Origin of the sequence: Kaistia terrae (assembly GCF_026344005.1) — a bacterium.
Taxonomy (GTDB): domain Bacteria; phylum Pseudomonadota; class Alphaproteobacteria; order Rhizobiales; family Kaistiaceae; genus Kaistia; species Kaistia terrae.
This window is the reverse complement of the sequence record NZ_JAPKNH010000003.1, coordinates 15,047-28,064: the sequence shown is the minus strand read 5'-3', so window position 1 is coordinate 28,064 and position 13,018 is coordinate 15,047. Positions and strand designations below refer to the sequence as shown.

12 protein-coding genes are annotated in these 13,018 nt (G+C 63.7%); 1 reads left to right on the top strand and 11 read right to left on the bottom strand.

The window, feature by feature from the left end; translation table 11 throughout:
- Positions 1-2: 2 nt before the first annotated feature.
- The 10 genes from OSH12_RS09880 to OSH12_RS09835 form a co-directional block, all read right to left on the bottom strand.
- A complete protein-coding gene (locus OSH12_RS09880) occupies positions 3-476 on the bottom strand; it encodes a DUF4381 domain-containing protein (RefSeq protein ID WP_266343386.1) in 474 nt (157 codons plus the stop codon).
- On the bottom strand, positions 473-1,441 hold the full coding sequence (locus OSH12_RS09875; protein ID WP_266343385.1) for a DUF58 domain-containing protein: 969 nt from the start codon (positions 1,439-1,441) through the stop codon (positions 473-475). Before OSH12_RS09875 ends, OSH12_RS09880 begins: the two co-directional genes overlap by 4 nt.
- Positions 1,442-1,455: 14 nt before the next feature.
- Complete coding sequence (locus OSH12_RS09870) at positions 1,456-2,427, bottom strand: AAA family ATPase (protein ID WP_266343384.1); 972 nt, start codon at positions 2,425-2,427, stop codon at positions 1,456-1,458.
- Between the two features lie 347 nt (positions 2,428-2,774).
- Positions 2,775-3,785, bottom strand: a complete 1,011-nt coding sequence (locus OSH12_RS09865) for an HAD family hydrolase (protein WP_266343383.1) — start codon at positions 3,783-3,785, stop codon at positions 2,775-2,777.
- Between the two features lie 2 nt (positions 3,786-3,787).
- Positions 3,788-4,780 carry a formylglycine-generating enzyme family protein gene (locus OSH12_RS09860; protein WP_266343382.1) on the bottom strand — a complete coding sequence of 331 codons (993 nt, stop codon included), beginning with the start codon at positions 4,778-4,780 and terminating at the stop codon, positions 3,788-3,790.
- Between the two features lie 120 nt (positions 4,781-4,900).
- Positions 4,901-6,574, bottom strand: a complete 1,674-nt coding sequence (locus OSH12_RS09855) for an arylsulfatase (protein ID WP_266343381.1) — start codon at positions 6,572-6,574, stop codon at positions 4,901-4,903.
- Positions 6,575-6,680: 106 nt separating this feature from the next.
- The gene (locus OSH12_RS09850; RefSeq protein ID WP_266343882.1) at positions 6,681-8,201 is read right to left on the bottom strand and encodes an arylsulfatase; all 1,521 of its coding nucleotides are present in this window, start codon (positions 8,199-8,201) and stop codon (positions 6,681-6,683) included.
- A 234-nt stretch (positions 8,202-8,435) separates the two neighbouring features.
- Complete coding sequence (locus OSH12_RS09845) at positions 8,436-9,479, bottom strand: DUF1254 domain-containing protein (protein ID WP_266343380.1); 1,044 nt, start codon at positions 9,477-9,479, stop codon at positions 8,436-8,438.
- A gap of 171 nt (positions 9,480-9,650) precedes the next feature.
- Positions 9,651-10,289 (bottom strand): hypothetical protein, encoded by a 639-nt coding sequence (locus tag OSH12_RS09840; RefSeq protein WP_266343379.1) that lies wholly within the window; start codon positions 10,287-10,289, stop codon positions 9,651-9,653.
- A complete protein-coding gene (locus tag OSH12_RS09835) occupies positions 10,286-11,104 on the bottom strand; it encodes a DUF2092 domain-containing protein (RefSeq protein WP_266343378.1) in 819 nt (272 codons plus the stop codon). Before OSH12_RS09835 ends, OSH12_RS09840 begins: the two co-directional genes overlap by 4 nt.
- 485 nt (positions 11,105-11,589) lie before the next feature.
- Between OSH12_RS09835 and OSH12_RS09830 the strand changes: the two genes are divergently transcribed.
- On the top strand, positions 11,590-11,937 hold the full coding sequence (locus OSH12_RS09830; protein ID WP_266343377.1) for a hypothetical protein: 348 nt from the start codon (positions 11,590-11,592) through the stop codon (positions 11,935-11,937).
- 113 nt (positions 11,938-12,050) lie between these two features.
- Here the strand turns inward: OSH12_RS09830 and OSH12_RS09825 are convergent, their stop codons facing one another.
- Positions 12,051-12,827 carry an SDR family NAD(P)-dependent oxidoreductase gene (locus OSH12_RS09825; RefSeq protein ID WP_266343376.1) on the bottom strand — a complete coding sequence of 259 codons (777 nt, stop codon included), beginning with the start codon at positions 12,825-12,827 and terminating at the stop codon, positions 12,051-12,053.
- Positions 12,828-13,018 lie beyond the last annotated feature (191 nt).

The following is a 13,018-nucleotide window of genomic DNA, read 5'->3' as shown; positions in this document are numbered from 1 at the left end:
ATCTACGAGCCCTCCGCGCGATGACGGCGGATCCAGTCGCGTGCCGCATGGCGGATGGCGCCGTCGTCCACCGGCACCGAAGCCCCAAGCGCGATCTGCGGCAGCGGCGCGGCCGGGCCAGTTTCGAAGGCCTGCATCCGCCCGGTCGTATCGAGGAAGCGCAGCCATTGGGCGCCGGTAAGCTGTGCGACCTCGGCGCGGGGGAAGGCGACCAGCGCCGTGCGCTTCAGGATCGCCGACAGCGCCTGCGCGCCGCGTGCGTCGAGCGGCGCGGGCAGGGCGGCAAGTTCCCTCAACGCAGCGCGCCGATAGGCGTCGTGGCGATGGCGGAGGATCTGGCGGGCTACGAGCAGCGCCAGCAGCGCGGCAACCAATGCGGCCAGCATCCACCAGCCGGGCGCCGGCGGCCAATAGGGGACGGGCGGCGGCAGTACGATGTCGCGCAGGTTGGCGAGATCGGATGGATCGCTGCTCATGACGCCGCCCGTGCCGCGCCGCTGCGCGCATGGGCCAGGCGCTGGCCGAGCAGGTCGCGCAGTTGCGCCGAGACGTCGCGTCCGGTCTCGATCGGCAACACCGGGATCGTCCGCTTGCGCGAAAAGCTTTCAAGGCTGTCGCGCCGTTCGCTGAAGCTCTGAGCGAAGCGCCCGCGCAGCGACGTCGAGGCGCTGTCCAGCTCGATCTGGTTGTCGCCCTCGCCGACGATGACACGCCCCAGCGACGGCAGGTCGGCCTCGATCGGATCGGAGATGAAAATCGTCAACACGTCGTTATGCGCTGTGATCTTGGTGACCAGCTTCACCGTCTCGGCGTCGGCGCCATAGGCGTCGGAAATGATGCAGACGAGGCAATCGTGATGGGCAAGCCGCGCGGCGCGGCGCAGCGCCTCGTTGAAGAGGCCGGGGTCGGCGGCGCGGCTGTCGGAAGCGTTCAGCGCCGCGTTCTGGCGCGCCACGGCATGCAGGATCGGCAGCACGCCCTTATCGCGCGCCTCGGGCTGGATCTCGGTGATGCCGTCCTCGGAAAAGACCAGCGCGCCGACGCGGTCGCCCAGCGAGGTGACGCGCCATGCGGACAGCGCCGCCGCCTCGGCCGCCGCGACCGATTTCATCATCAGCCGGCTGCCGAAGAACATCGACAGGCGCTGATCGACCAGGAGCAGGACGCTGCGGTCGCGCTCCTCGGTGAAGACGCGGACATGCGGCGTGCCGAGCCGGGCGGTCGCCGCCCAGTCGATCGTGCGCGTGTCGTCGCCCTCGTAGTAATGGCGCAACTCCTCGAAATCGAGGCCGCGACCGCGTAGCCGCGAGGCATGACGACCGGTCAGCAGGGAATGCACCGGCTGGCGCGGCAGGAAGCTGAAGCCCTTGGCGCTATGGCGCAGGCGCAGCAGTTCGTCGAGCGTGACATAGGCGCGGGCCGATGCGGATGTGGTCGCCATCGTCGCCTCCGATTTCACACTGCCACAGCGACCTGCTTGACGATCTCGTCGATCACGTCGTCGGCATGCAGCCCGTCGGCGCTCGCCTCATAAGACAATGACAGGCGATGGCGGAGGCAGTCATGCGCGACGGCCTGCACGTCCTCCGGCGTGACATAGTCGCGACCCTGCAGCCAGGCGTAGACGCGCGAGGACTTGTCGAGCGCCAGCGAGCCGCGCGGGCTCGCGCCGATGGCGATCCAGCCCTTCAGCTTATCGCCGAATTCGGCCGGGCGGCGGGTCGCGGCGATCAGGGCGACGATGTAGGTTTCGACGGCGTCGACCGACCTGACCGCGTCGATCTCCTTGCGCGCGTCGAAGATTGCCTGCTGAGGGATCTTCGGCGGATCCTCGGCGGACGTGCCGGCCGTCTCGGCCCGCACCAGCTGCAGCACCTTCACCTCGTCGGCATCGCTGGGATAATCGATCCGCACATGCATCAGGAAGCGGTCCATCTGCGCCTCCGGCAGCGGATAGGTGCCTTCCTGCTCGATCGGATTCTGTGTTGCCAGCACCATGAACAGGTCCGGCAGCGTGTAGCGCTTGCCGGCGACGGTTACCTGCCGCTCCTCCATCGCCTCGAGCAGCGCCGACTGCACCTTGGCGGGCGCGCGGTTGATCTCGTCGGCGAGCACGAGATTGCCGAAGATCGGCCCCTTGCGAAATTCGAACGAGCCGGCGCCGGCGGCATCGGTCCGGTAGATCTCGCCGCCGGTGACATCGGAGGGCAGCAGGTCGGGCGTGAACTGGATACGGCTGAATTCCGATTCCAGCGCTTTTGAGAGACTCTTGATCGCCCGCGTCTTGGCGAGGCCGGGCAGGCCCTCGACCAGCACGTTGCCATTGGCGAGTAGCGCGATGACGAGCCGCTCCACCACTCTTTCCTGGCCGATGACGGCCGAATTGACGCGTTTTTCAATTTCGAGGATGGCATCGCGGGCTGTCATCTGGGGCAGGATCCATTCTGATGCGGCGGAGGGAGCAAGCGGACAGGCAAGGGGAAATGTCGACTCTCAGGCTGATCGACCACCTCAACCATCATCCTGAGGTGCTTCGCGAAGCGAAGCCTCGAAGGAGGGGCCAGCGGCGTGATCCGGTTTGCGGACGATGATCGGCATTCGGTATTCGCTGGACCCCGCTTCGAGGCCCGGCTAGGCCGGGCACCTCAGGGTGATGGTTGAGATTTGGCGCTGAAGTCTGGGAACAGAAGTTCGGCACAAGGACGGTCGCGCGCCCCGGTAGAAACCGCGAAGGGGCGCGCTGGTGTTTCAAGATCGTCACGCGTTGCCCCCCCTCACTTCTCGAACGGATAGATGACCTTCCAGTCATCCTTCATGTCGACCACGGTCCAGCCGCGCTTCGGCGCCTCGTCGAGGGCCTTGTCGAGCTTGCCGATATGCGAATCCCGGTCATAGGCCCATTCGCGCTTGGCGTCGGTGTGATGGATGATCATGCCGAAGCGCGGTCCGCTATTGAGCGTCGTCCATTGCAGCATCTGAAGGTCGCCGTCGGAATTGCCGGCGGCGAAGACCGGGCGCTTGCCGATAAAGCGGTTGATGCCGACCGGCTTGCCGGGCCCATCATCGACGAACTCGATCGCCGGCAGCTTCTGGATCGAGGGCGTGTCGCCGTCGAGCTTGAATTCGGTCTTGCCGGAGGAGCCGACGACCTGCTGCGGCGGGATGCCATAGGCGCCTTCGGTCCAGGGACGCATGAACTCGACGCCGCCGCCGGAAACGATGAACGTCTGGTAGTCATTGGCGCGCAGATAGGCGAGCAGCTCCAGCATCGGCTGGAACACCAGCTCGGTGTAGGGCTTGTCGAAGCGCGGGTGCCGCGCCGTCTTCGTCCATTCCACGACCGAGGCGGAAAAATCCTCGACCGACATGCCGGAGGACGTCGCGGCGAGCAATTCCACGATGCCCTTTTCGCCGCCGGCCATCAGCGTCTTCGTATCGCCCTCGATCACGGCCTTGAAGGGCTGCGTGTCCTTCCATTCCGGATGGTCCTTGGCCATCGCCTTGACCCGGTCCAGCACGAAGGCGAGCTGGAAATAGAGCGGCTGTTCGGACCAGAGCGTGCCGTCATTGTCGAAGGTGGCGATGCGGTCGCCGACGGCGACGAAGTCGGGGCCCGGTGCCGTCGTCCGCATCACGAAATCGACGATGGCGGCCTTGGTCTTGCCCTCGTTCCAGGACGGCAACGGATCGGCCTGCGCTATTGCGGGCAGCATCACCGGGCAGGCGAGCGTCCCCACGAGAGCGATCTGAAGCAGGGTGCGACGTGTCAGGCTGGCGAATGACATGACTATCCTCCCTCTTGCATGGATGCCGCCGGCTCGGCCGAGATGCGGCGGACGCAGCGGAAGCCCACATGGCTGGTTGAGGTATCGATCGGTTCGGCGTGGCGGGCGGCCGGGCGATAGCGCCGGCAGTAGTTCGGGGCGCAGAGGTGCGAGCCGCCCTTCAGCACCTTGCGGGGAATGCGGACATTGGGCATGCGCGGATCGAAGCTGGCGTCGACCGGGCCGCCTCGCGGATTTTCGGGCACACAGCAGGCCTTCGGCGCGTCGGCGGGATGGCGCGTCGACCACCAGTCGCTCGTCCACTCCCAGACATTGCCGATCATGTCGTAGAGCCCGTAGCCATTGGCCGGAAAGGCGCCGACAGGCGAGGTGCGCAGGTAGCCGTCGGTCATCAGGTTTTCGGCGGGGAACTGGCCCTGCCAGGTGTTGGCCATCTCGCGGCCATCCGGGTTGAACTCGTCGCCCCAGGCAAACTCGGTACCCTCGAGCCCGCCGCGCGCCGCGAATTCCCATTCGGCCTCGGTCGGCAATTCCTTGCCGGCCCATCTGGCATAGGCCTCGGCGTCGGCATAGGCGACATGCACGACCGGGTGGTCGTCGAGGCCCTTGATCGAGCTGCCGGGGCCATAGGGGCGGCGCCAATTTGCTCGGAACTTGAAGGCCCACCATTGCGACCAGTCGCGCGTGTCGACTGGATGGCCCGGCGGCGTGAACACCAGCGATCCGGCTTTCAGCATGTGCGGCAGGGCGCCCGGATAGTCCTTCGGATCTGGGGCGATCTCGGCGAAGGTGACATGGCCGGTCGCCTCGACGAAGGCGCGGAACTGGGCGTTGGTCACCGGCGCGGGATCGATGAAGAAGCGATCCACCGTGACGCGGTGGCTCGGCTTCTCCTCCGGATAATGGTCGTCGGACCCCATGCGGAACGTGCCGCCGGGGATGGCGATCATCGCGTCGGCAAGCGGTCGTTCCTTAGTTTTCGCCTCGGCAGTCATGGCCAGATTCCCTCAGAATGTCGTCGCGGCCCGGCGGCTTTTGCCGTCTCGAGCCTTGTTGTTTGCCGTGGCGCTAGAGTTGCGCCACGGCGGGAAGGCGATCTGCCCCGAAGCGACGCTCTATTGCGGCGCGAGCGACTCGAGTTCCTTCAGGCGCTTTAGCGCGGCCTCCTGTCGGAGCAAGCCATAGTTGATGCCGCTCGAATTCAGGCTGCTGCCTTCCTGATAGGGGAAGTCCGTGAAGTCGGAGAAGAACTCCTTGATCTTCCCCTGCACCGGCACCAGTAGCCACATGTTGCGCGCCAGGAAGTCGATCGCGCCGCCACCTTCCTTCAAGCCGCGCTCATAGGGATCCATCCGGAGGTTGGCGATGTTCGCCCAGGAAGGCACTTCGCGGGTCGCGGTCGCGATGTTGCCCTCGCTGTTGATGGCGAAGCTGAGCTTCCAGTCATTCCAGCGGATGGCGTTCAGATTGCCGCCCTGGTCGAAGTAGTAGACGGAATCACGCGGCGGGTTCTGGGCCGTTCCTTTCAGCAGATCCGTCAGGTCAAAACCGTCGAGATGGACCTTGAAGTCCTTCGTGCCGGCGGAGAATCCCTTCTTCATCTGCGCCTTGATGTCCGGAATGCCGGCAGCGGTGGCAAAGGTCGGCAGCCAGTCCATCAGCGTCACGGGATCGTTGATCTGCGTGCCGGGCTTCACGACGCCCGGCCAGCGCACCATCATCGGAATGCGGAAGCCGCCCTCCCACGTCGTTCCCTTCTCGCCATGGAACATGGTCATCGCGCCATCCGGCCACAGCGCGATCTCGGCGCCATTGTCGGTGGTGTAGACGACGATGGTGTCCTCGGTGATGCCGAGATCGTCGAGTTGCTTCAGCAGTTCGCCCACCATGCCGTCATGCTCGACCATGCCGTCGGCGTGGATGCCCTTGCCCGTCTTGCCGAGCGACTCCTTCTTGAGATGCGTGAAGACGTGCATGCGGGTCGCGTTGAACCAGACGAAGAACGGCTTGTCGGCCTTGTGCTGGCGGTCGATGAAATCCTTGGCGGCGCCCAGGAACTCCTCGTCGACTGTCTCCATGCGCTTGGTGTTGAGCGGGCCGGTATCCTCGATCTTGCCATCGGCGGTGGAGCGGATGACGCCGCGCGGACCATACTTTTTCAGGAATGCAGGGTCCTTCGGATAGAAATATCCCTCCGGCTCTTCCTCGGCGTTCAGGTGGTAGAGGTTGCCGAAGAACTCGTCGAAGCCGTGATTGGTCGGCAAATGCTGGTCCTGGTCGCCGAGGTGGTTCTTGCCGAACTGGCCGGTCGCATAGCCCTTGGTCTTCAGCACGTCGGCGATGGTCGGCATCCAGTCCTGAATGCCATGCGGGTCGCCCGGCATGCCGATGGTCAGCAGGCCTGTGCGGAACGGCTCCTGGCCCAGAATGAAAGAAGCGCGGCCGGCGGTGCAGCTCTGCTGGCCATAGGAATCGGTGAAGATGGCGCCTTCGCTGGCGATCCGGTCGATGTTGGGCGTCCGGTACCCCATCAGGCCCATCGTGTAGGCGCTGATCTGGGGGACGCCGATATCGTCGCCGAAGATGACGAGGATGTTCGGGGGCTTGCCGGATGGCGTCTTGGCCGGCGTGGTGGCTGCGTCCTGTGCCAGGGCGAGCGACGGGTTCGCCGTGCTGGCGGCGCCGGCGACGAGCGCCGATGTCGCGATCAGCGCCGTCGTTCCCTTGAGAAGAGAGCGCCGGCTGACGCTATCGCCGGAATGGCCGGCGTCTTCTTGCCTGTCTGTCATGTCATTTCTCCACGATCACGAAAAATCCCGAAGTCATTCCACTGTCGATCAGAGAGTATGCGAGAAGAGCGGGCGGCCGCCGCTGGCAGTCGCCCGCCCGGTAGCCCTAGTTCGGCTTGGGGGCTCCATCCAGGGATTTCATCAGCGCATCGACCATCTGGTCAACGCTGAAGCTCGCCGGCCGCTGGCTCGGCGGGAAGTCCTTGAAGGTCTGGAGGAACGGCGCGACTTTCCAGACGCCATACTGGATCAGATAGGCGTTCTGGGCCAACCAGTCATAATACTGATCGGAGACGACGTCGGCGCGTTCGAACGGGTCCATGCGCAGGTTGAAGACCTTTGGCGCGCGCAGGCAGGTGAAGGGGTTGGCCCACACGACGAAGCCGCCCGGCTCGCGCTGCTCGCAGAACACTATCTTCCAGTTGTTGTAGCGATAGGCGACGAGGTTGCCGTCATCGTTGAAGTAGAAGAACTCGCCACGGCTGGATTTCGGCGACTGGCCGGTCAGGTAGGGGAGCTGGTTGTAGCCGTCGAGATGAACCTTGGCGGTCTTTCCGCCGAGTTCGGTGCCCTTCAGCAGCTTGTCCTTGATGTCGGGTTCGCCGGCGGCGGCCAGCAGGGTCGGGAACCAGTCCAGACCCGAAACCATCTCGTTGGAGACTTCGCCGGCCTTGATGTGGCCGGGCCAGCGGACCATCGCCGGAACGCGGAAAGCGCCTTCCCAGTTGGTGTCCTTCTCCGAGCGGAACGGCGTCGTCGCCGCATCCGGCCAGGACCACTGGTTGGGGCCGTTGTCGGTGGTGTAGACGACGATCGTGTTGTCGGCGATGCCGAGGTCGTCCAGCGCCTTCAGCAATTTTCCGACATCGCCGTCATGCTCGATCATGCCATCGGCATAGGCGTTGCCGGGCATGCCGCTCTGGCCCTGCATTTCGGGGCGCACATGCGTGAAGGCGTGCATGCGGGTCGTGTTCATCCAGGTGAAGAAGGGCTTCTTCGCCTTGGTCTGGCGATCCATGAAATCGATGGCCGCCGCGGTCGTCTCGTCGTCGATCGTTTCCATCCGCTTGCGGTTGAGCGGTCCGGTGTCCTCGATCTTGCCGTCAGCCGAAGCTCTCAGCACGCCGCGCGGCGAGTTCGCCTTGACGAAATCGAGATCATCCTTGGGGTAGTAAGGCCGCTCCGGCTCTTCTTCGGCGTTCAGGTGATAGAGATTGCCGAAGAACTCATCGAAGCCGTGATTGGTCGGCAGGTACTCGTCGCGGTCGCCGAGATGGTTCTTGCCGAACTGGCCCGTCGCATAGCCGAGCGGCTTCAGCGCCTGGGCAATGGTGACATCACGCTCCTGAAGGCCGACGGTGGCGCCGGGAATGCCCACCTTGCACAGGCCGGTGCGCAGGCAGACCTGGCCGGTGATGAAGGTGGAACGGCCCGCCGTGCAGCTGTTCTCGGCATAATAGTCCGTGAACTTGATGCCTTCCCTGGCGATGCGGTCGATGTTCGGCGTCCGGTAGCCGACGACACCTTCTCCATACGCACTAATGTTGGTCTGGCCGATGTCGTCGCCGAATATGACGAGGATGTTCGGTGGCGCGGTCGCCGCGTCCTGGGCGAATGCGGGCACCATCGGCGCCAGCAATCCAGCGCCAACCACAACGGCTGACGCGATCCATCGAGATACTCGCATGGCCTTCTCCTGCATTTCCAAACAGAGGCGGTCGCGTTCACGGATGGGTCGAGATTCGTGAAACCTTGGCTGCTTTCGACGCCCGCGAAGATATTCTGATTTTTTCAGGAACAGATCGCATCGCCACCCGAGTTAGCCGGTGGCGAGAAGTCATTGGAATAGTCGAGCCGTGCTTCAGTTCTGCGGTTGGGCTTCCGGGAAAGTCCACTTGCCGGCCAGGATTTCCGAATGAGGCCGGTAGAGCCGTACCATGTAATTCCATCCTGCCACCGTTGGCAGGCAGTTGACAACCTTGCCATCACAACCGCCGAACTGGATTGCAACCGAACCATCGGCGGACTTCTTGGCTGTGATATCATTGAGCGAATAGGCGTTCAGGTCGTTCTTCTCGTAATAGCCGTCGGCGTTGTAGACGCTTACCGACCAGAAGCCGTCGACCGGCACATCCCTGACGTCGAGCTTGTAGATCGTCTTGCCGTCATTGGCGGTCGGCGTGACGTTGAGATAGATAGCCTCGGTCTCCGGATTGCCTCCCCAGGCGGAGGCGGAACCGATCAGGCGACGGACGGGATCGACCTTGTCCTTCATGCCGAACATGCGGTTGGTGTCGGGCAGCGTCGAGGCGAGCACGATCAGCGCCTGGCGCACCTTGTCCTGGCTGGTCTGGTCCCAATTGGGAATATCGAAGCTGCCGGGAGCCTTCTGCTCGATCTTGAGCGCGTCCTGGATCGCGTGCGCGGCCTTCATGTCCTCGGCATCGCCCGGGTCGGCCAGCGTGCGAATGCCAACCACGACATAGCGCGTGCCGATGTCGTCCTTGTTCAGCGTGTACTGGCCGGGCTTGTAGTGGACCGCATGCGTATACTGGTCCTCGTCGATTACCTGCAGCGAGATGAAGCGCTTGCCGGTGTCGGGCAGTGTGATGGTTGCTGGACCGGCGTCGAGGTCGATGACGGCGGAAGAATAGAGCGTATCGCGGTTGAGCCGCACGACGGTCTGGTCGTCGATCGGCGCGGGCTCGCGCGTGTGATTGAACTTGCCGACGCCCCCCTTCTTCACGAGCCCGGCAAAATAGCGGTCGGATTCGGCGCGAACGAAATTGTCCGGCGTGACGAGCACGGGGGCACCCGGCGCCGATGTTTCGGCCGCCCGGGCTGCGAGGGAAGTCGTGCCGATGGCGAGAGCGGCGGCGAGGAACAGGATCGAACGGTTCGTCATGCTTGATGCCTCGTGTCTGGCTTACGCGCGGGACCCGCAATCTCCGTTGCCATGTAGGGCAGCTGATTTCGGCCGCTAGGGATGGTTGTTGTTGTCAGCAGACTCTCTCGCTCGGATCGGCTAAGCGGCGGGAAGGCCGCCCCGGATGGTTCCGGAACGGCTTGGCTCGCATCACGCGGGCGGGGCGACGACGACATAGACGATGTCGTGGCCCTGATATTGCGGGCGATACCAGGTATCGCCGCAGTGCTTGTAGGTCGTGCCGTCGATCAGGACGTTCTCGCAGGCTGGCGGCAATGTCGCGATGATTGTGCCGAGCGCCACCGCACCGGCGACATAGGCCGCGCCGTCCCAATAGCCGGGCCAGTAAGGCGCCGGATAGGGATAGGGGTGGGGGTAGGGACGCGGCGGGGGACCGGGCGGATGTGGCGGCGGACCCGGTGGGTGCGGTCCGGGGCCGGGATGTGGCCCGGGCCCGGGACCCGGATGAGGGCCTGGACCGGGGCCAGGATGCGGATGAGGACCCGGACCTGGGTGCGGACCTGGTCCCGGATGGGGGCCGGGATGGGGCGGGCCGCTGAAATGACCGGGTGCATTAAAGCCGCCGCCGCCGAAATTCATGCGCGGGGCGCCGAAATCGCCACCGCCGCCATGAAAGCCGCCGCCACCACCGTGAAAGCCGCCACCGCCCATTCGCATGCCGCCACCGCGTGCGTCGGCATGATCGATCATGACGCCGAGCGACAGGGAGGAAGTCATCAGGATGGCGAGGGTAGCGCGCGGGAGCATGTTTGACAGGGCGCGGATCATTTGGCTGCTCCTTCATTGGCGAAGGTGATCTGCGCCGCGCCGGCCGGAGGCGTGTAGGTGAACGTCCCGTCCGGGAAGGTTTTGGTTTCGGTCCAGTCCAGCTCGACCGAGAAGCGAGGCGCGGTCGGCTCGAGGCGGTCGACCAGCGACAGCTTCAGCGGCACCGGGTTGCCCTCGCTACGGATCCAGACCTCCCAGTCCTGATCGCGGCCGCGAAACGCCCAATGGTCGGTCTCCTGGCCGCCGATATAGGCCTTGCCGACGTGGAATCCTTCCTTGATCTGGTCGATCGGCGCGTCCTTGGTGCCCCAGTTGAACAGATCGGCGAGCGGGAAGGAGAGGTCGTATTTCTGCGCCGCGTCCCGAAGCGTTTCCTTGATCGTCGGCGGCGCGTCGAAGGTGGCGTAGAAATTCTCGTTGGGGGCGACATAGGTAACGGTCTTGCCGTCATAGATGAACTCACGTTTCAGCGAGTCGGTGCGGAAGTCGATCTTCAGCCGATCCGGCCGCTGCACCTCATAGGTGCCACCACCCTCGATGCTGAGCTTTTGGTCGCCATCGACGACTTCCATCGACGAGCGCGTGTCTATCTCGAAACTCTTCAGGGAGGCGAGGTGATCGCCCATCCGCGTCAGAGCAGCGATCGATTCCGGTTCGATCGCTGGCAGTTGCGACTCTTCCGCCTGCGCCGGATGATGCTTTGTCTCGGCATAGGCCGGCATGGAGGCCGCAGCCGTCAGGCCGCAGGCCGTCACGAAGGCAGTCAGCCATAAAGCATGGCGCTTTGAAAACGAGGATCGATTCCGCAACGGCATTGAGACACCTCCCGATTCAAATAATGGCGGTTGGCTTACGATCGGTACGAGCTTAGTTCCCACTTTCCGGCGATTGCACTGGCGCCCGGCCGTGGTGACCTGAGGAAGAGCGAAGGCGAGGTGGCAATGCGGATGGAACCACGATCTTCATCGAGCCACTTCGCATTGTAGAATCTCAATTTGGCAACCTGATGAAAATATGGCGAAATGCGGGCAGGCGATCTAGTCATTCGCGACAGCAGTAGAAATATCTTTGAGCCGATCCGGGATTAAACGCGCGAAGTATTCTGGTTGCGCGGGGCGCAGTTCATTCCGCACCTGAATCGGGTTTGGCCATCCGGTCGCAGACGATAATGAGCGGCTGGGCCCTCTGTGGATGTTGGTGTTGATCAACAATCGGCCGACAGACAGCCGTATTTCGCTTGTCGCAATCGGACCCTACCGTACGTTGGCGTATAGTCAGATGTTCACTGCGGAGTTGAGAGATGTCGGCGTCGAAGAGTGACCTCGAAGGAGCCCTGATAGACGGTGCAACCGAGGGCATGACCAGCGCACAGCTGTTCGATCACGTTCGGCAACTGTATCCCGAGACAACGACCGAGAAGATCGTGCGGGCAGCCTTTCACGCCTTGAGCGAGCCAACGCTTAAGGACAGAAATGTTCTCGATGTCATCTATGCGCTGGCCCTCAAGCACCGCTTGGACGAGGCGAGCCGTGACAACCCGGACGCAGACACTTCCCCGATGAAGACGTTGATAAAGAAGGCAAAGAGCAAAGCGGCGATACTGCCCCTGCCAGAGACCACCAAGAAGCGCAGGAAGAAGGAAAAATAGATCTGCGCCGACGCCCGGCGTCCAAGCAGGATTCACCTGCGGAATAATCGGCATGCGGCGCCGCACGAGGCCGAGCGACGCGCGCTCGGCCCACGTTTCGTGGTGGCAATCGTTTACCAGCAGGTATAGCCGCCATCGGCCGAGACGATCGAGCCGGTCATCAGGCTGGCGGCGTCGCTGGCGAGGAAGTGGACGACCGAGGCGATCTCGTCGGTCTCGCCCATGCGGCCCATCGGCGTGCCGCCGAGCCAGGCGTCCGCCATCTTCGGGTCATCCTCCAGGACAGAGACGGCTAGCGGCGTGTTGATGTAGGTCGGCGCCACGGCGTTGACGCGGACGCCGCGTGCGCCCCATTCGGCCGCCAGTGACTTGGTCAGATGATGCACACCGGCCTTGGATGCGTTGTAGAAGGCCTGCTCCTGCGGCTTGTTGACGATGAAACCGGACATCGAGCCGATGTTGACGATCGAGCCGCTCTTCGCCTTGAGCATGTAGTTGCCGAAGGCGCGACAGCACCAGAAGGTGCCGTTCAGATTGACGTCAATGACATTGAGCCAGTGCTCGTCGGTAACCGTCTCGGCAGGGGTCATGCTGCGGGCGATGCCGGCATTGTTGACCAGGATGTCGATCTTGCCGTGCTTGGCGACGACATCGTCGGCGACCTGGTTGACGCGAGCGGAATCGGTGACGTCCATCACGACGACTTCGACGTCATATCCCTTGGCCTTCAAACTGGCCTGGCCAGCCTTGGCGACCGCTTCGTCGCGATCGGCGATGATTACGGTCGCACCGGCTTCGGCCAACGCCTCGACCGTCGCTAGACCGATCGATTGGCCGCCGCCGGTCACCAGTGCAATCTTGCCGTCGAGACGAAGCTTTTCGAGATACATACCGTTCCTCCACAGAATTGGCCTTTTGGGGCGCAGCCAAGCTACTGAACCCTGGCCGTCTCGTCACGGTCGAAGCGGTAGATACGGGACAATTCCGGTGGGAGATAAATCTGCGTCCCGACGGGCATCGCAATATTGCCGAAGGCGAATGCGCCGGTGGCCGGTAGCGTTGGTGCACCATCGTGCCGAAG

Bases quoted from the DNA above. Each gene is read 5' to 3' on its own strand.
- OSH12_RS09880 (WP_266343386.1), bottom strand. From the start codon at position 476: ATGAGCAGCGATCCATCCGATCTCGCCAACCTGCGCGACATCGTACTG.
- OSH12_RS09875 (WP_266343385.1), bottom strand. From the start codon at position 1,441: ATGGCGACCACATCCGCATCGGCCCGCGCCTATGTCACGCTCGACGAA.
- OSH12_RS09870 (WP_266343384.1), bottom strand. From the start codon at position 2,427: ATGACAGCCCGCGATGCCATCCTCGAAATTGAAAAACGCGTCAATTCG.
- OSH12_RS09865 (WP_266343383.1), bottom strand. From the start codon at position 3,785: ATGTCATTCGCCAGCCTGACACGTCGCACCCTGCTTCAGATCGCTCTC.
- OSH12_RS09860 (WP_266343382.1), bottom strand. From the start codon at position 4,780: ATGACTGCCGAGGCGAAAACTAAGGAACGACCGCTTGCCGACGCGATG.
- OSH12_RS09855 (WP_266343381.1), bottom strand. From the start codon at position 6,574: ATGACAGACAGGCAAGAAGACGCCGGCCATTCCGGCGATAGCGTCAGC.
- OSH12_RS09850 (WP_266343882.1), bottom strand. From the start codon at position 8,201: ATGGTGCCCGCATTCGCCCAGGACGCGGCGACCGCGCCACCGAACATC.
- OSH12_RS09845 (WP_266343380.1), bottom strand. From the start codon at position 9,479: ATGACGAACCGTTCGATCCTGTTCCTCGCCGCCGCTCTCGCCATCGGC.
- OSH12_RS09840 (WP_266343379.1), bottom strand. From the start codon at position 10,289: ATGATCCGCGCCCTGTCAAACATGCTCCCGCGCGCTACCCTCGCCATC.
- OSH12_RS09835 (WP_266343378.1), bottom strand. From the start codon at position 11,104: ATGCCGTTGCGGAATCGATCCTCGTTTTCAAAGCGCCATGCTTTATGG.
- OSH12_RS09830 (WP_266343377.1), top strand. From the start codon at position 11,590: ATGTCGGCGTCGAAGAGTGACCTCGAAGGAGCCCTGATAGACGGTGCA.
- OSH12_RS09825 (WP_266343376.1), bottom strand. From the start codon at position 12,827: ATGTATCTCGAAAAGCTTCGTCTCGACGGCAAGATTGCACTGGTGACC.